This window comes from Polaromonas potterensis, from assembly GCF_033446725.1.
Lineage (GTDB): Bacteria > Pseudomonadota > Gammaproteobacteria > Burkholderiales > Burkholderiaceae_C > Polaromonas.
On sequence record NZ_JAWQLX010000003.1, the window covers coordinates 527,048 to 543,805 of the forward strand.

General features: G+C 61.0%; 19 protein-coding genes. 10 read left to right on the plus strand and 9 right to left on the minus strand.

Annotated elements, in window-relative coordinates; genetic code table 11:
* Window positions 1-10 precede the first annotated feature (10 nt).
* From R6254_RS08590 to R6254_RS08600, 3 genes are read left to right on the plus strand one after another with little or no spacing between them, the layout of a single operon-like run.
* Complete coding sequence (locus R6254_RS08590; RefSeq protein WP_318406007.1) at window positions 11-610, plus strand: LemA family protein; 600 nt, start codon at window positions 11-13, stop codon at window positions 608-610.
* 18 nt (window positions 611-628) lie between these two features.
* Window positions 629-1,546, plus strand: coding sequence for a TPM domain-containing protein (locus R6254_RS08595; protein ID WP_318406009.1), 918 nt, complete (start codon window positions 629-631; stop codon window positions 1,544-1,546).
* 16 nt (window positions 1,547-1,562) lie between these two features.
* A complete protein-coding gene (locus R6254_RS08600) occupies window positions 1,563-2,099 on the plus strand; it encodes a TPM domain-containing protein (protein ID WP_318406011.1) in 537 nt (178 codons plus the stop codon).
* Between the two features lie 172 nt (window positions 2,100-2,271).
* Here the strand turns inward: R6254_RS08600 and R6254_RS08605 are convergent, their stop codons facing one another.
* From R6254_RS08605 to R6254_RS08645, 9 genes are read right to left on the minus strand one after another with little or no spacing between them, the layout of a single operon-like run.
* Window positions 2,272-2,697, minus strand: a complete 426-nt coding sequence (locus tag R6254_RS08605; protein ID WP_318406013.1) for a F0F1 ATP synthase subunit epsilon — start codon at window positions 2,695-2,697, stop codon at window positions 2,272-2,274.
* A 3-nt stretch (window positions 2,698-2,700) separates the two neighbouring features.
* On the minus strand, window positions 2,701-4,104 hold the full coding sequence (atpD, locus tag R6254_RS08610) for a F0F1 ATP synthase subunit beta (RefSeq protein ID WP_318406014.1): 1,404 nt from the start codon (window positions 4,102-4,104) through the stop codon (window positions 2,701-2,703).
* A gap of 52 nt (window positions 4,105-4,156) precedes the next feature.
* On the minus strand, window positions 4,157-5,023 hold the full coding sequence (atpG, locus tag R6254_RS08615; RefSeq protein WP_318406016.1) for a F0F1 ATP synthase subunit gamma: 867 nt from the start codon (window positions 5,021-5,023) through the stop codon (window positions 4,157-4,159).
* Between the two features lie 53 nt (window positions 5,024-5,076).
* Window positions 5,077-6,630: a F0F1 ATP synthase subunit alpha gene (gene atpA / locus R6254_RS08620; RefSeq protein WP_318406017.1), complete on the minus strand. Its 1,554-nt coding sequence runs from the start codon at window positions 6,628-6,630 to the stop codon at window positions 5,077-5,079.
* A gap of 60 nt (window positions 6,631-6,690) precedes the next feature.
* The gene (locus tag R6254_RS08625; protein WP_318406018.1) at window positions 6,691-7,221 is read right to left on the minus strand and encodes a F0F1 ATP synthase subunit delta; all 531 of its coding nucleotides are present in this window, start codon (window positions 7,219-7,221) and stop codon (window positions 6,691-6,693) included.
* Window positions 7,222-7,233: 12 nt separating this feature from the next.
* Window positions 7,234-7,704, minus strand: coding sequence for a F0F1 ATP synthase subunit B (locus tag R6254_RS08630; RefSeq protein ID WP_318406019.1), 471 nt, complete (start codon window positions 7,702-7,704; stop codon window positions 7,234-7,236).
* A gap of 37 nt (window positions 7,705-7,741) precedes the next feature.
* Complete coding sequence (gene atpE / locus R6254_RS08635) at window positions 7,742-7,987, minus strand: F0F1 ATP synthase subunit C (RefSeq protein ID WP_263532376.1); 246 nt, start codon at window positions 7,985-7,987, stop codon at window positions 7,742-7,744.
* 45 nt (window positions 7,988-8,032) lie between these two features.
* Window positions 8,033-8,935, minus strand: coding sequence for a F0F1 ATP synthase subunit A (gene atpB, locus R6254_RS08640; RefSeq protein WP_318406021.1), 903 nt, complete (start codon window positions 8,933-8,935; stop codon window positions 8,033-8,035).
* Between the two features lie 14 nt (window positions 8,936-8,949).
* The gene (locus R6254_RS08645) at window positions 8,950-9,462 is read right to left on the minus strand and encodes an ATP synthase subunit I (protein ID WP_318406022.1); all 513 of its coding nucleotides are present in this window, start codon (window positions 9,460-9,462) and stop codon (window positions 8,950-8,952) included.
* Window positions 9,463-9,617: 155 nt separating this feature from the next.
* Between R6254_RS08645 and R6254_RS08650 the strand changes: the two genes are divergently transcribed.
* From R6254_RS08650 to R6254_RS08680, 7 genes are all read left to right on the plus strand, one after another.
* Window positions 9,618-10,112: a CopD family protein gene (locus tag R6254_RS08650; protein ID WP_412103133.1), complete on the plus strand. Its 495-nt coding sequence runs from the start codon at window positions 9,618-9,620 to the stop codon at window positions 10,110-10,112.
* Window positions 10,113-10,131: 19 nt separating this feature from the next.
* Entirely contained in the window at window positions 10,132-10,722 is a 591-nt protein-coding gene (locus tag R6254_RS08655; RefSeq protein ID WP_318406024.1) for a DUF2062 domain-containing protein, read from the plus strand.
* Window positions 10,723-10,784: 62 nt separating this feature from the next.
* Entirely contained in the window at window positions 10,785-11,678 is an 894-nt protein-coding gene (locus R6254_RS08660; RefSeq protein WP_318406026.1) for a D-amino acid aminotransferase, read from the plus strand.
* The gene (locus R6254_RS08665) at window positions 11,675-11,959 is read left to right on the plus strand and encodes a YbeD family protein (RefSeq protein ID WP_318406027.1); all 285 of its coding nucleotides are present in this window, start codon (window positions 11,675-11,677) and stop codon (window positions 11,957-11,959) included. Before R6254_RS08660 ends, R6254_RS08665 begins: the two co-directional genes overlap by 4 nt.
* 97 nt (window positions 11,960-12,056) lie before the next feature.
* Entirely contained in the window at window positions 12,057-12,779 is a 723-nt protein-coding gene (lipB, locus tag R6254_RS08670) for a lipoyl(octanoyl) transferase LipB (RefSeq protein WP_318406029.1), read from the plus strand.
* 25 nt (window positions 12,780-12,804) lie between these two features.
* A complete protein-coding gene (gene lipA / locus R6254_RS08675; protein WP_318406031.1) occupies window positions 12,805-13,842 on the plus strand; it encodes a lipoyl synthase in 1,038 nt (345 codons plus the stop codon).
* Entirely contained in the window at window positions 13,839-16,757 is a 2,919-nt protein-coding gene (locus tag R6254_RS08680) for a DEAD/DEAH box helicase (RefSeq protein WP_318406032.1), read from the plus strand. The genes lipA and R6254_RS08680 overlap by 4 nt, the downstream gene beginning before the upstream one ends.
* Window position 16,758 lies beyond the last annotated feature (1 nt).

The window sequence follows — 16,758 nt, forward strand, 5'->3', positions numbered from 1 at the left end:
GAGGCTTTTCATGAAATTGCGTTTTGTCAGCTGGATCTTTACCGGCTTGTTCGCCCTGCTGCTGTCAGGCTGCGGTTACAACGACTTCCAAAGCCTGGACGAGCAGACCAAGTCGGCCTGGTCAGAGGTGCTCAACCAGTACCAGCGCCGCGCTGACCTGGTGCCCAACATCGTCGCCACGGTCAAAGGGGAAGCCGCGTTTGAACAGGACACCTTGACCAAGGTGGTCGAAGCGCGCGCCAAAGCCACTTCCATGCAGGTGACGCCCGAAACCCTGAACAACCCCGAAGCTTTCGCCAAATTCCAGGCGGCCCAGGGCGAACTGAGCTCTGCCTTGTCGCGCCTGCTGGTGGTGACTGAAAACTACCCCAACCTCAAGGCCAACCAGGGCTTCCAGGACCTGCGGGTACAGCTGGAAGGCACAGAAAACCGCATCACGGTCGCCCGCAACCGCTACATCCAGGCGGTGCAAGCCTACAACGTGCTCGCCCGCAGCTTTCCGAACAACCTGACGGCCATGGTGTTTGGCTACAAAGTCAAGCCCAACTTCACGGTGCAGAACGAGGCGCAAATCAGCGCCCCGCCGGCCGTCAGTTTCGAGAAGAAATAAGCCGGCAGGCAGCACCCCATGTTTCGCACGCGTATCGCTGGCTGGTTGACGGCCTTGTGCCTGGCCCTGGGCCTGCTGCAGGGCCAGGCCTTGGCGCAGGCCGTGCCTGGCCTGCAGGCCATCCCCGCCCTCACGGCGCGGGTGATAGACAGCACCGGTACGCTGGATGCAGGACAAAAACAGGCCCTGGAAGCCAAGCTGGCAGCCTTTGAAAAGGCCAAGGGTTCACAAATTGTGGTGCTGATGGTGCCCACCACCCTGCCCGAAGACATTGTGGATTACACCCAGCGTGTGGGTGATCTCTGGAAAATAGGCCGCAAGGGGGTTGGCGACGGGCTGCTGCTCATCGTGGCCAAAAATGACCGCAAGGTACGCATCGCCACGGCCAAGACGCTGGAAGGCGCGATCCCGGACCTGGCTGCGCGCCAGGTGATTGCCCGCGCCATCACGCCGCGTTTTCGCGAAGGCGACTATGCCGGCGGCCTGAACGCGGCGACGGATCAGCTCATGGCCTTGATCTCGGGCGAAAAACTCCCCGAGCCGGAGGCCGCCCAGGGCGATTTCAGTGGCAACGGCGATGGCGGCTTCCAGTGGATGGACCTGGCCGTGTTTCTGTTTTTTGCGGTGCCGATTGGCGGCCGCGTGTTGGCCGGCATCATCGGGCGCAAGGCCGGCTCCTTTGTGACCGGCGGTGCCGTCGGTGTGCTCGCCTGGTTTGTCACGGCCAGCTTGCTGGTGGCCGGTGTTGCGGCAGTTGCCGGCATCATTTTTGCGCTGGTGGCGAGTTTGGCACCCACCGGGCGCCGCGGCGGTGGTGGCGGCTGGGGTGGCCCCGGCATGGGCGGAGGCGGTTTCCGCAGTGGCGGCGGCGGTGGCGGCTTTAGCAGCGGCGGCGGCGGCAACTTCGGCGGCGGCGGCGCCTCAGGCAGTTGGTAAGGCCAGGAAAGTCATCATGTTGTCCAAACTCTTCCTGATCCTCAAACACCTGTGGCTGGACCGCTCCGACGCTGAACGCGCCATCCCGCCCGAAGTGCTGACGCGTGTGACGCAACGTGTCACCGCGAGCGAAAAGCGCCACAGCGGCGAGATCCGCATCTGTATCGAAGCCGCCTTGCCCCTGAGTTACCTCTGGCGCATCAACCGTGCCAAACCCTTGCAGCAGGTGATCCGTGAACGTGCGCTGGCGTTGTTCGGGAAACTGGGCGTGTGGGACACGGAGCACAACAATGGCGTGCTGATCTACGTCCTGCTGGCCGAACATGCAATCGAGATCGTGGCCGATCGTGGGCTCAACAAACACGCCACCGACGCCCATTGGAAAGCCGTCATGGCCCGCATGAGCAACACCTTTCGCGAGCTGCGTTATGAAGACGGCCTGACGCAGGCTCTCGAAGAAACCTCGGCCCTGCTGATGCAGCACTTTGCCCTGCCGTCCGCCGACCTACCCGCCAACCCCAACGAACTGCCGGACGCGCCGCTGCTGCTTTAGAACACGCCCCCGCCGCTGTCGGTTTCAGCTTGACGGCCAACACTGCTGTTGTGCGTCAAATCGGCCTCCAGCCCTTTAGCGATGGGCGCAAGAAGCTATACCTTTGATAGCAATTCAAACATAAAAAAACCGGCCACTGGGACCGGTTTTTTGGTTGTCGCAGAGAAACGACTTATTTTTTCTGGCGGTATTTGCGCAGCGCCGCGATCTGGGCCGCCATGACAGCGAGTTCAGACTGGGCCATGGCAATATCGATATCGCTTTTGGCGTTTTTCAAGGCTTCTTCTGCAGCTGCTTTGGCCTCGGTGGCCTTGGCTTCGTCCAAGTCCTTGCCGCGAATAGCGGTGTCACTCAGCACCGTGACGCAATGCGGCTGCACTTCCAGCAGGCCGCCGGCCACAAAGACAAACTCTTCCGTGCCGTCGGCTTTTTCAATACGCACGGCACCGGGTTTGATGCGGGTGATCAGCGGTGTGTGGCGTGGGTAAATACCCAACTCGCCCGCCTCGCCCGGCAAAGCCACAAACTTGGCTTCGCCGGAAAAGATGGACTCTTCCGCACTGACAACATCGACGTGGATGGTGTGTGTGGTGTCCATGACTTAGACCTTCTTGGCCTTCTCGAAGGCTTCGTCAATCGTGCCAACCATGTAGAAGGCCTGCTCCGGCAGGTGGTCACACTCGCCAGCCACAATCATCTTGAAGCCACGGATGGTTTCCGCCAGAGTCACGTATTTGCCAGGGGAGCCGGTAAACACTTCAGCCACGTGGAAAGGCTGGCTCAGGAAACGCTGGATCTTGCGGGCACGGGCCACGGCCAGCTTGTCTTCAGGCGCCAACTCGTCCATGCCCAGAATCGCAATGATGTCGCGCAACTCTTTGTAGCGCTGCAGCGTACCCTGCACGGCACGGGCCGTGTTGTAGTGGTCTTCACCGACCACGGCTGGCGACAGCTGGCGGCTGGTCGAATCAAGCGGATCGACCGCGGGGTAGATACCCAGCGAAGCGATGTCACGGCTCAGCACCACGGTGGAGTCCAGGTGGGCAAAGGTCGTGGCAGGGGACGGATCGGTCAAGTCATCGGCAGGCACGTAAACGGCCTGGATGGAAGTGATGGAACCGACCTTGGTCGAGGTGATCCGCTCTTGCAGACGGCCCATTTCTTCGGCCAGCGTCGGCTGGTAACCCACGGCGGAAGGCATGCGGCCCAGCAGCGCGGACACTTCGGTACCGGCCAGGGTGTAGCGGTAGATGTTGTCCACGAAGAACAGCACGTCACGGCCTTCGTCACGGAAGGACTCGGCGATGGTCAGGCCGGTCAACGCGACGCGCAGACGGTTGCCTGGGGGCTCGTTCATCTGGCCGTAAACCATGGCGACCTTGGACTCTTCCAGGTTCTCCAGATTCACGACGCCGGAGTCGGCCATCTCGTGGTAGAAGTCATTGCCTTCGCGGGTACGCTCACCCACACCGGCAAACACGGACAAACCCGAGTGTGCCTTGGCGATGTTGTTGATGAGTTCCATCATGTTCACGGTCTTGCCGACGCCGGCGCCACCGAACAAGCCCACCTTGCCGCCTTTGGCGAAGGGGCAAACCAGGTCAATCACCTTGATGCCGGTTTCCAGCAGTTCTTGTGAAGGGCTCAGTTCGTCGTAAGCCGGGGCTTTGCGGTGAATCGGAGCGGTCAGGGTCTGGTCAACCGGGCCACGCTCGTCAATCGGCGCACCCAGCACGTCCATGATGCGGCCCAGCGTGGCTTTGCCGACGGGAACCGTGATATTGGCACCGGTGTTGTACACCATGTTGCCGCGGCGCAGGCCGTCGGAGGTGCCCAGCGCGATGGTACGCACAATGCCGTCGCCCAGCTGCTGCTGGACTTCCAGCGTCAGCGCGGAGCCTTCCATTTTGAGCGCGTCATAAATTTTTGGCATCTGGTCACGCGCGAACTCCACGTCCACCACCGCGCCAATACACTGAACAATCTTGCCTTGAGCCTGAGCCATGATTGAATCCTTTTCCGTTCTTTAAATCTTGAATCGCTGTTGAACCGGAGGTTCAGACAGCCGCAGCACCGGCAACGATTTCCGAAAGTTCTTTCGTGATCGCCGCTTGACGCGTTTTGTTGTAAACCAGCTTGAGTTCGCCAATGACACTGCCGGCGTTGTCGGTTGCGGCCTTCATGGCCACCATGCGGGCCGACTGCTCGGACGCCATGTTCTCGGCAACCGCCTGATACACCAGTGCTTCGACGTAACGGACCAGCAAATCGTCAATAACGGTTTGCGGATCAGGCTCGTAGATGTAGTCCCAGCCATGCTGGTCCTTGTCGGCCTGCAAGCGGTCCGCGGTCAGCGGCAACAGTTGCTCGACCACCGGCTCCTGGCGCATGGTGTTGATGAACTTGGTGTAACACAGGTACACCGCATTGATCTTGCCTTCGCTGTAAGCATCGAGCAGCACCTTGACCGGGCCGATCAGCTTGTCCAGATGCGGCTTGTCGCCCAGTTGTGTCGCGTGCGACACCACTTGCGCGCCGATCCGGTTCAAGAAGCCGAAGCCCTTGTTGCCGATGGCCACCGCCTGCACGCCCTGGCCGGCCGCCTGCAACTCCTTGAGCTTGCCAGTGACTGCGCGCAGCAGGTTGGTGTTCATACCGCCGCACAAGCCCTTGTCCGTGGTCACAACGATGAAGCCGCCGGCTTTGGCATCGTTGCTACGCATGAAGGCGTGGCTGTACTCCGGATTGGCCTGGCTCAAATTGGCCGTGATGTTGCGAATCTTGTCGCTATAGGGTCGGGCAGCGCGCATCCGTTCCTGCGCCTTGCGCATCTTGGAGGCCGCCACCATTTCCATGGCTTTGGTGATCTTGCGGGTGTTTTCCACCGACTTGATCTTGCCGCGTATTTCCTTGCCTGCTGCCATATTGGTTCCTAAATGGTTTCTAAGCCTTGGGCTTTGATGTCTTCAGGTCTGAATCAGGCGAACGACTTCTTGAACGCAGACACGGCCGTGGTCAATTCCGCTTCCGCGTCCTTGTCCATCGCCTTGTTGGCTTCGAGCTTGGCCATCAGCGCAGCGTGCTTGTCCTTGAGGTAGCTGTGCAGGCCGGCTTCGAAAGCCAAAACCTTCTTGACTTCCACATCGTCCATGTAGCCCTTGTTCACGGCGAACAAAGTGGCACCCATGTTGGAGATGGACAAAGGCGAGTACTGGGCCTGCTTGAGCAGCTCAGTCACACGGGCGCCGCGATCCAGCTGCTTGCGGGTGGCTTCGTCCAGGTCGGAAGCGAACTGCGCAAACGCAGCCAACTCACGGTACTGGGCCAAGTCGGTACGGATACCGCCGGACAGGTTCTTGATCAGTTTGGTCTGGGCTGCACCACCGACGCGCGACACCGAGATACCGGCATTGATCGCGGGACGAATACCGGCGTTGAACAAGCTGGTTTCCAGGAAAATCTGGCCATCGGTGATCGAAATCACATTGGTCGGCACGAAGGCGGACACGTCGCCGGCTTGCGTTTCGATGATGGGCAGGGCCGTCAGCGAACCAGTTTTGCCTTTGACCGCACCTTTGGTGAAGTCTTCGACATACTTTTCGTTCACGCGGGCTGCGCGCTCCAGCAGACGGCTGTGGAGATAAAACACGTCGCCAGGGTAGGCTTCGCGGCCTGGTGGACGACGCAGCAGCAAGGAGACCTGGCGGTAAGCCACGGCCTGCTTGGACAAATCGTCATACACAATCAGCGCGTCTTCACCGCGATCGCGGAAGTATTCGCCCATGGTGCAGCCAGAGTAGGCGCTCACATACTGCATGGCAGCCGATTCGGAAGCCGATGCGGCGACCACAATCGTGTATTCCATGGCGCCAGCTTCTTCCAGCGAACGCACCACGTTTTTGATCGACGAAGCTTTCTGACCAATCGCGACATAAACGCAAGAAACGCCAGTGCCCTTTTGGTTGATGATGGCGTCAATGGCGACGGCGGTCTTGCCGGTCTGGCGGTCACCAATGATCAGCTCGCGCTGGCCACGGCCCACGGGCACCATGGAGTCGATCGACTTGATACCGGTTTGCAAAGGCTGGTCCACCGATTTACGGGCGATCACGCCCGGTGCGACCTTTTCGATCACATCGGTCATCTTGGCATTGATCGGGCCTTTGCCGTCAATCGGCTGACCCAGGGCGTTGACCACGCGGCCAAGCAGCTCGGGACCGACCGGCACTTCCAGAATGCGGCCCGTGCACTTGACGGTGTCGCCTTCAGCGATGTGTTCGTATTCGCCCAGAATCACGGAGCCGACCGAGTCGCGCTCCAGATTCAGTGCCAGGCCATAGGTCGGCGTGCCATCGGCGGTGGCTGGGAATTCCAGCATCTCGCCCTGCATCACGTCGGACAGACCGTGGATGCGGACAATACCGTCGGACACCGACACAACGGTACCCTGGTTACGGATGTCGGCATTGACGGTCAAGCCTTCGATACGGCTCTTGATCAATTCAGAAATTTCTGCGGGATTGAGTTGCATGACTCTTTCCTTCTTTCTATGTTGTTGGCTAAAAACTGAGAACTTGCGCTAGTCGCAGGATCAGGAAATCAGCGCCGCTTTCATTTGTTCCAAACGGGCTTTGATCGAGGTATCCAGTACCTCGTCACCCACCACGACTCGCACGCCGCCAATCAAGGCCGGCTCGAGCGCCACCTTGAGGTTGAGCTTGCGGCCAAAACGCTTTTCCAGCGTTGTAGCCAGATCGGCCAACGCCGCGTCATCCAGCGCAAAAGCGCTGTAGACGGTGGCGTCGGACAAACCGATCTGCGTATTTTTCAGAACACGGAACTGGGCGGCGATTTCCGGCAGGACGCTGACGCGGCCGTTGTCGATCACCGTGCGCAGGAAATTCTTTGCAGCTTCCGGCAGCTTGGTCTTGGCAACACCCGAGATCACGTCAAAAGTCTGGGAGGCCGTGACGCCCGGGTCTTGGGCAAACTGCTGCAACTGCACATTGGCGGCGATGGCCGCCAGCTCATCGAGCCATGCAGCCGCGCCGCTCAGGTCAGACCCGGAGGCCTTGAACAGTGCGTCAGCGTAAGGACGGGCAATGGTGGCTAGTTCGGCCATATGTTCGCTCGCTTAGAGTTCAGTCTTCAGACGGCCCAGCAAGTCGGCATGCACGGAGGCATTGACTTCCTTGCGCAGGATCTGCTCAGCACCCTTGACGGCCAGTGCGGCCACCTGCTCGCGCAGGACCTCACGGGCTTTGACGGATTGCTGCTCAGCTTCGACCTGGGCGGCGGCAATGATCTTGCTGCCTTCTTCGGTCGCCTTGGCTTTGGCCTCTTCGATCAGAGCCTGGGCACGCCGCTCGGCATCCGCCAGGCGCACCGCGGACTCGTTACGCGACTTGGCCAGGTCTTCTTCCACGCGCTTGTTGGCAACGGAGAGTTCGGATTTGGCTTTGTCCGCAGCAGCAAGGCCGTCGGCTATTTTCTGTGCCCGCTCGTCCAGCGCCTTTGTGATCGGAGGCCACACGAATTTCATCGTGAACCACACCAGGATCGCAAAAACAACGGCCTGCAGGAACAGGGTTGAATTAATGTTCACAGCTTATTCCTTTCAAGCGTGAAAGCTTGACCATAAATTAGATGGCAAAAGGCTTGGCGAAAGCAAACAACAGGGCGATAGCTACACCGATCAGGAAAGCGGCGTCGATCAGACCGGCCAAAATGAACATTTTGGTTTGCAGTTCGTTCATGAGTTCCGGCTGACGAGCCGAAGCCTCCAGGAACTTGCCGCCCATCAGCGCGATGCCGATGGATGCGCCCAGTGCGCCCAAACCAACGATCAAACCGCAAGCCAGTGCGACGAGGCCGAGAATATTTTCCATGATTGCTCCTAAAAAGTACGAAAAAGAAAAGAAAAGAAAAAACGATCAGTGTGAATCGTGGGCCTGTCCCACATAAATCAGCGTCAACATCATGAAGATGAAGGCTTGCAGCGTGATCACCAGAATGTGGAAAATGCTCCACGCGGTTCCGGCAATCACATGCCCAATACCCAGCCAAAACCCACCATCCAGGGGGTTGAACTGCCAGGCCCACGCGCCGCCCATCAGGGCGATCAACATGAAAATCAGCTCACCGGCAAACATGTTGCCAAACAGCCGCATGCCGTGAGAAACGGTCTTGGCGGCAAACTCGATCATCTGCATGAGAAAGTTGACGGGATACAGGTAAAACTTGTCGCCAAAGGGTGCGGCGACGAGTTCATGCGCCCAGCCTCCCAAACCCTTGATCTTGACGCTGTAAAAGATACACATCAAAAATACACTGACAGACAGGCCCAGCGTGGTGGAAAGATCAGCTGTCGGCACCACCCGCATATAGGCGTGCGCCGGATCGCCACCCGTGGCACCGTAATAACGTGCCCACAGTTCAGGCAGCGCATCAACAGGCAGCATGTCCATGCCGTTCATCAGGAAAATCCAGACAAACACGGTCAACGCGAGAGGAGACACCAGCTTGCGGCTCTTGGGGTTGCGAATCACGCCCTTGGCCTGGCTTTCCACCATTTCGGACAGGATTTCAACCGCCGCCTGGAAACGACCGGGCACACCGGAGGTTGCCTTGCGGGCCGCGCGCCACAAAAAGAAACAGCCAATCACACCCAGCAACACCGAATAAATCAGCGAGTCGAGGTTAAACAGGCTGAAGTCGACGAGGCTGTGCTGCGTGACGTCTTCAAACGCGAAGTTTTTCTGCAAATGATGCAGGTGATGCTGGATGTAATCTCCAGCCGAAGGGGCATGTGTTCCAGCAGTTTCAGCAGCAGCCATGTATCACCAATTTGTCAAATTTTTTCGGCCGATGACTTGCTTCCCAGGCGCAGCCACATGGCCACCCAGTACACCTTCATCGTCACCACAAACCCAGCCAGCAATGCCAGCCAGTTCAACTGCAAGATCAGCCTCGGGGCAGCAAAAAGCATCGCCACCGTCAAGGCAATCTTGACCAATTCCCAAACAAAAAACCCGGTCAGTGCCGCACCCGCATTTGCGGATGCACGCTGACGGGACAGCCCGCGCGCAAAAAACGCCGCGGGGATCACCACAGCCAGCGCACCGTAGAACGCCGACCAACCTGCACTTTGCTTTCCCGTCAGGACAAAAGCGGCACACGCCACCACCATCCCAACCACCAACTGCCACGCCAGCACCTTCCAGGCAGACATCGCAGGACTCGCCTTGAGAAGCTTTTGGGCTTCTTCATGCGTGAGGGGCTTGAAATCCTCTTCCTCGGTCTCCAGCTGTTGCTTGGTATCCCAGTCATCTGACCGATCCACCGAATTTGCTATTTTTGACATCACAAATTCCAGCCACGTTAAAAGGCAGTAGTTGGCAAAGCCCCTGATTATACGTAGAAACCCCCTGTCGTCCGATAAAAGCCCCGCAACTTGCTACGGTGATATGCGGCTGCGGCACAGCAAACACCAGTGACAATCGGCGAAGCGCCTGTGGCGTGTCCTCTCAATCCGAGTCCTCACTGTCTGTTTTTGAAAGCAACGCCATGCCCGCCTTGATGAAATTTTTGCACCTTGCCGCCGCCATCGTCTGGCTGGGCGGCATCAGTTTCATGCTGTTTGCCCTGCGCCCGGCGGCCGCAACCCAACTCGCCCCGCCCCAGCGCCTGCCGCTGCTGGCTTTGGTCCTCGATAAATTTTTCAAACTGGTCTGGCCCGCCATTGGACTGTTGCTGCTGACGGGCCTGGCCATGCTGCTGGCGGTGGGCATGAAAAACGCCCCCACGGGCTGGCACCTGATGCTGGGCATAGGCCTGCTGATGTTCGCGTTGTTCGGCCATCTTTATTTCGGGCCTTACCGGCGCCTGAAGTTGGCCGTGGCCGCCGCGGACTGGCCCGAAGGCGGGCGGCGCGTCGGGCAAATTGCCTCCCTGGCCCTGCTCAACCTGGTGCTGGGCGCGCTGGCCATCGCCGCCGTCCTGTTTCTCGCCTGAGAGGCAAGCCGGCGACCCCATGAATCAGCGCAAACACGCACCCGCCCGCCCGCCCAAAAAGTCGCCCAAAGCCCACTGGTCGGACCGTTTCACCAACGGGATTAACCGAGAAACACTGGCGGCCCACCCCTGGCTCAAGCCGGTGGCGCATCACCTGCGGGAGCCCGGTCTCTGGCGCCTGCAGCACGAGGCGGTAGCGCGCGGCGTGGCCATCGGCCTGTTCTGGGCTTTTGCGCTGCCGGTCGCCCAGACCCTGGTGGCCGCCGCCCATTGCGTCTGGTGGCGCGGCAATATCCCGGTCGCCGCAGCCGCGACGCTGATCACCAACCCCTTCACCATCGGTTTCTGGCTCTGGCTGGCGTACAAGTTAGGCAGCCTGATCCTGGGTTTGTCGCCCCACGACATGGCTGCGGGAGATGCTGCCTTCCAAGCGGCGACGGCCAGTGCCGGCTTCGACGCGATGGCCTGGCTCGAGCGTTTTGGCTGGCCCGCCGTCTTGGGCATGGCGATTTTTGCGGTCGGCGGTGCGGCTACCGGTTATGTCTTGGTCAAGCTGATCTGGCGCGTTCGCGTCTGGTTCAAACGGCGCATCCAGCGCCACGGCAGGTAAATCAAGCCTGCGCGACAATAAGGGCCCACCCCTTAGCCCCCTCTACCCATAGGTCCCCAACCATGTCCGGCACACCACTTCCCGCCACGCCTTGTTACCTGAACGGCGAGTTCACCGCGCTCAAGGACGCCAAGATCAGTGTCATGGACCGTGGCTTCATCTTTGGTGACGGCGTTTACGAAGTGGTGCCGGTGTACGCCGGACAAGCGTTTCGTTTTGAGCAACACATGGCGCGGCTGGACCGCAGCCTGGCTGAGCTGCGCATCCCCAACCCGCTGTCGCAGGCGCAGTGGCGTGAGGTGACACACAAGCTGGTGAATGACTACGCCTTGTCGCAACACACTTCGCCCGAAAAAATCGACCAGTTGATCTACATCCAGATCACGCGCGGCGTGGCGCTGCGCGACCACGTGATGCCACCCGATCTGACACCAACGGTGTTTGCCATGACCAACACCATGAAGCCGCCCACGCCAGCGCAGCGCGCGCACGGTGTGGCCTGCGTCACCGCCGACGACTTCCGCTGGGAGAAAGCCCACATCAAAAGCACCAGCCTGCTGGGCGCGGTGTTTGCGCGCCAGATCAGCGCCGACGTGGATGCGGTGGAAACCGTGATGTTCCGGGACGGTGTTTTGAGCGAAGCCGCCGCCTGCAACGTCTGGGTGGTGAAAAACGGCAAGGTACTGGGCCCACCCAAGGACAACCTGGTGCTGGAAGGCATACGTTACGGCCTGATCGAAGACATCTGCCGCGAAGCCGGCATCGGTTTCGAGTTGCGCCGCATCAACCGCGCCGAAGTGTTCGGCGCCGACGAACTGCTGCTGTCCTCCGCCACCAAAGAGGTGCTGGCGATCACCTCGCTGGACGGCCAGCCCATAAGTCGCGGTCAACCGGGCCCTGTCTACGCCCGGCTGCACGCGGCCTATCAACGCGCCAAACAAGGACTCACCCCATGACAACCCCACCCGAGACACCGCGCCAGGAATCCCTGATCGAGTACCCGTCGCAATTTCCCATCAAGGTCATGGGCCACAAGGTGGATGGCCTGGTCGCCGCCATCACCGCGGTGGCGCACCAGTTCGACCCGGCGTTTGACGCCACCACCATCGAGCTGCGCGAAAGCAAGGGCGGCAACTACCTGGGCGTCACCATCACTGTGACAGCCACCAGCCGCGAACAGCTCGACGAGTTGTACCGCACGCTGTCGACCCATCCCATGGTCAAAGTGGTGCTCTGAAAATGGCGCCCCCACGCTCCGCCGCTGCGCGGGTCGCTGCCCCCCAAGGGGGCTGGCCTTGCTTGGGGCGGCCCGGCGCTGCGGCTGCGGCCTTCCCATGTTGATGCGCCAACTGGGCCGGGTGGATTACCGGCCCACTTACGAAGCCATGCAGGCTTTCACGGCCACGCGCGCGGCGCTGGCAGCCTCCAGCACCGAAATTACAAGTCAAATCGATCTCCAGCCCAATCAGGACGGTCGCGACCAGCTATGGATTTGTGAGCATCATCCGATCTACACCCAAGGACTGGCGGGCAAAAGCGACCACATCCTGAACCCTGGCGACATCCCCGTGGTGCAAACCGACCGTGGCGGCCAGGTGACGTATCACGGGCCCGGGCAGGTGGTGGCTTACCCGCTGATCGACCTCAAACGCGCGGGCTATTACGTCAAGGAATATGTCTATCGGATTGAAGAATCCGTGATCAAAACCCTCGCGCATTTTGGCGTGACCGGCCACCGCGTCACGGGTTCGCCGGGCATTTATGTGCGTCTGGACGATCCGGCTTCACATGCCGCCCTCAGCGGCCCGCTGAACCCGGCAGACCCGTTTCGCGGCCTGGGCAAAATCGCCGCCTTGGGCATCAAGATCAGCCGACATTGCACCTACCACGGCGTGGCCTTCAATGTCGCGATGGACCTGGAGCCCTTCACGCGCATCAACCCTTGCGGTTATGCCGGACTGACAACCACAGACCTTTCTACAATCGGCGTATCGGCAAGCTGGCAGGCGGCTGCGGATGTGCTGGGCCAAAAGCTCAGCACCTATCTGGCACCTTGAAGCCGCACACACTACGAAACACACCATGAGCACCACAGAAGTCGTTCGCGATATCCAGAGCACAGAAGACTACAACCCCCTGGCCAAACAAAAGGCGGCGGCCAAGCTGTCGCGTATTCCGGTCAAGGTCGTGCAGGGCGAAGTGCTGAAAAAACCCGACTGGATTCGTGTCAAGGCCGGCAGCCCGACCACCCGCTTTTACGAGATCAAGCAGATCCTGCGCGAGAACAAGCTCAACACCGTGTGTGAAGAAGCCAGTTGCCCCAACATCGGTGAATGTTTCGGCAAGGGCACGGCCACCTTCATGATCATGGGCGACAAGTGCACACGCCGCTGCCCGTTTTGTGACGTGGGCCACGGCCGGCCCGACCCGCTGGACGTGAACGAGCCGCTGAACTTGGCCAAAACCATTGCCGCGCTGAAACTCAAATACGTGGTGATCACCAGCGTGGACCGTGACGATTTGCGCGACGGCGGCAGCGGCCATTTTGTCGAATGCATCCAGAAAATCCGCGAACTCTCGCCAGCCACCACGATTGAAATCCTGGTGCCGGACTTCCGCGGCCGCGACGACCGCGCGCTGGAAATCCTGAAAGCCGCGCCGCCCGATGTGATGAACCACAACCTGGAAACCACGGCGCGCCTGTACAAGGAAGCGCGCCCCGGCAGCGACTACCAGTTCAGCCTGAACCTGCTGAAAAAATTCAAGGCCCTGCACCCCGACGTGCCGACCAAAAGCGGCATCATGGTCGGCCTGGGCGAAACCGATGAAGAAATCCTGCAGGTCATGCGCGACATGCGCGCGCACAACATCAACATGCTGACGATCGGCCAGTACCTGGCGCCCTCGACCAGCCACCTGCCGGTGCGTCGTTACGTACACCCCGACACCTTCAAGATGTTTGAGGCCGAAGCCTACAAAATGGGCTTCACGCACGCCGCCGTCGGCGCCATGGTGCGCAGCAGCTACCACGCCGACGAACAGGCCCACGCCGCCGGCGTGTCGGACAGGCCGGCCGGCGTGCTGGCGCAGTTCGTCACTTCCGCCCCACCCAGCCTTTGAGCGGAGACGGGCTGCGGCTGAACCTGGTCTCGCTGTCCGCGCAGTTCCCCAAAGCCAGCTTCGAAACCGGCCTGGCGCTTTACCGCAGCCAGCAGGTGGAAGACTGCAGCATCAGCCGCGTCAACACCCGCGAATGGAGTCTGGCAGGCACGGTGCGTACCGGCGGCAAAACCGCGACACGCCATGAGGTCACGGCCGAACTCGAGGCCTCGGCCGACGGCGAGATCACTTTTTTCAGCGGCCGTTGCAACTGCGGCGTGAGCCGCAACTGCCGGCACAGTGCCGCGCTGGCTGTCAAGGCGGCCTACCAGTCGGCCAACACGTTTGAGCATGACGAGGTCCTCGCCCATCCAGCACCCCGGCCCATCACCGTTCCTGTCGGGGATCTGTTCAGCGTGTTGCGAAGCGAGCCCTCGGCGAGATTCGAGCCAGCCACCGAGCAAGAGACAAGCACAGCAACCATGTCCAGCCAACGTTTTCCAAGCGGCCCGTCGCTGGATCTGTTTGGCGACACCGCCCCGGTCGCAGCAAAAACACCGGACATGCCACCACCCGAGCCGGCGGACATGCCGGCCGGCCCCGCGCCCATCCCGCACCTGCACATCGAAGCCGTTCCGCCCGAACTGGTGGAGCAACGCGGCCTGCTGAGTGCCACCCTGCGTTTCAACTACGGCGGCCTGTTTCATTACGCGCTCAACGACCACAACCCGGTGCGCATCGAAACCACCGTTGCCGGTGAGCAGACCCTGCTCTACCGCGATCTGCCCGCCGAACATGCCGCAGACCGCGCGCTGCACAAACTTGGCCTGGCCGGCGATGCACGTGGCCAGTTCTTGCGGACCTTTCTCTCCATGGCCCAGCAGCAGCCCTGGCTGCAGTGGCTGGACGACGATTTCGCGCTGTTTCGTACGGCCGGGTTCGAGGTCAGCGTAGCGCCCGGACTGGCAAGCTGGATCGCGCGGGCCGACACGCTGGACGCACGCATGGAAAGCGACGCGGGTGATCTCGCCGACATCGGCGCCACGGGTGCCGGTGAAGCACAGTGGTTTCGCCTCTCGCTGGGCATGAATATCAACGGTGAGCGCCGCAACATCCTGCCGCTGCTGCCCGAGCTGCTGGCGCAACTGGGCCTGGCCGCCAGCGGCGCGCCCGACAGCACGGGCCGGCCGCTTGTCACCCTGCAGTTGCCGACCTACATCTACCTGCGCCAGCACGATGGCAGCTACTGGCGCCTGCCCTGCGAGCCGCTGCGGCCCTGGCTGCAGGCGCTGCTCGACGTCCTGGCCGAACGTGCGCAACACAAGGACAGCCACAGCGTCTTTCACGAAGGCTCTCTTCGTTTGTCGCGGCTGGAGGCCTTGCGCTTGGGCATCGCGCTGCACGAAACCAGCGGCGACAACCCGATCTGGCAAGGCGCACAAGACTTGCTCGATGCACTCGGTCCGCTGGCCGGCGGTGTCTCCCTGCCGACCATCCCTGCACCCCTCGGGCTAAACGCCGAACTTCGCCCTTACCAACTGCAAGGCCTGCGCTGGTTGCAGTTCCTGCGCACGCACAAGCTGGGCGGCATCCTGGCCGACGACATGGGCCTGGGCAAAACGCTGCAAACCCTGGCCCACATCCAGTGTGAAAAAGAAGCCGGCCGCCTGGACCGGCCGGCACTGATCCTGGCGCCTCTCAGCCTGATGGGCAACTGGCGGCGCGAGGCGACACGTTTCACGCCGGGCCTGCGCGTGATTGTTGTGCATGGACAAAAACGCCACCGCGCCGCGGCACGCATGGGTGGCTGCGACATTGTGATTGCACCCTACTCGCTGCTACAGCGCGACCGAACACACTGGCTGCAACAGGCCTGGCACCTCGTGGTGCTGGACGAGGCGCAACACATCAAAAACGCCAGCAGCCAGGCCGCGCGTGTGGTGGCCGAACTGAACACGCGGCACCGGCTTTGCCTGTCGGGCACCCCCATGGAAAACCATCTGGGCGAGTTGTGGAGCTTGTTCAACTTCCTGATGCCGGGCTTTCTGGGCAGCGCCGCGCGTTTTCGGGCGCTGTACCGCACGCCGATTGAACAACAGGTGGACAACGAACGCCTGGCCCAGTTGCGCCGCCGCATCACGCCCTTTATGCTGCGACGTACCAAACACGAGGTCGCAACCGACCTGCCGGATAAACAGGAAACGGTGGCCAATATCGAGTTCGACGACGGCCAGGCCGACCTGTATGAAAGCATCCGCCTGTCGACCGAAAAAACCGTGCGTGATGCGCTGGCCAACAAGGGCTTGGGTTCCTCGCAGTTCGAAATCCTGGAAGCCCTGGTGCGGTTGCGCCAGGTTTGCTGCGATCCTCGCCTCCTGCCAACTTCGTCGACGTCATCACCAAGCGACGCCCCGGGCTCGGCCAAACTCGACTGGCTGATGGAAACCTTGCCCCGCATGCTGGACGAAGGTCGGCGTGTGTTGCTGTTCTCGCAGTTCACCGGCATGCTGGCCTTGATCGAGGCGGCGCTGGCCGAACGCGGCATGCGTTGGGTCAAACTCACCGGGCAGTCGCAAAACCGCGACACCATTATCGACAGATTCACCTCGGGCGAGGTGCCATTGTTCCTGATCAGCCTCAAGGCCGGCGGCACCGGCCTGAACCTGCCTCAGGCTGACACCGTGATCCACTACGACCCGTGGTGGAACCCGGCCGTGCAGGAACAAGCCACCGCACGTGCCCACCGCATAGGCCAGACCCAACCGGTGCTGGTCTACCGGCTGGTGGCGCAGGGCACGATAGAGGAACGTATCCTCGCGCTGCAGGAACGCAAGGCCGCACTTGCCGACGGCCTTTACAGCGATGCGACGGCGCGCGGCGAAACCATGCTGAGCGAAGACGACCTGGCCGCGCTGCTGGAACCGTTGGGCCCCTGAG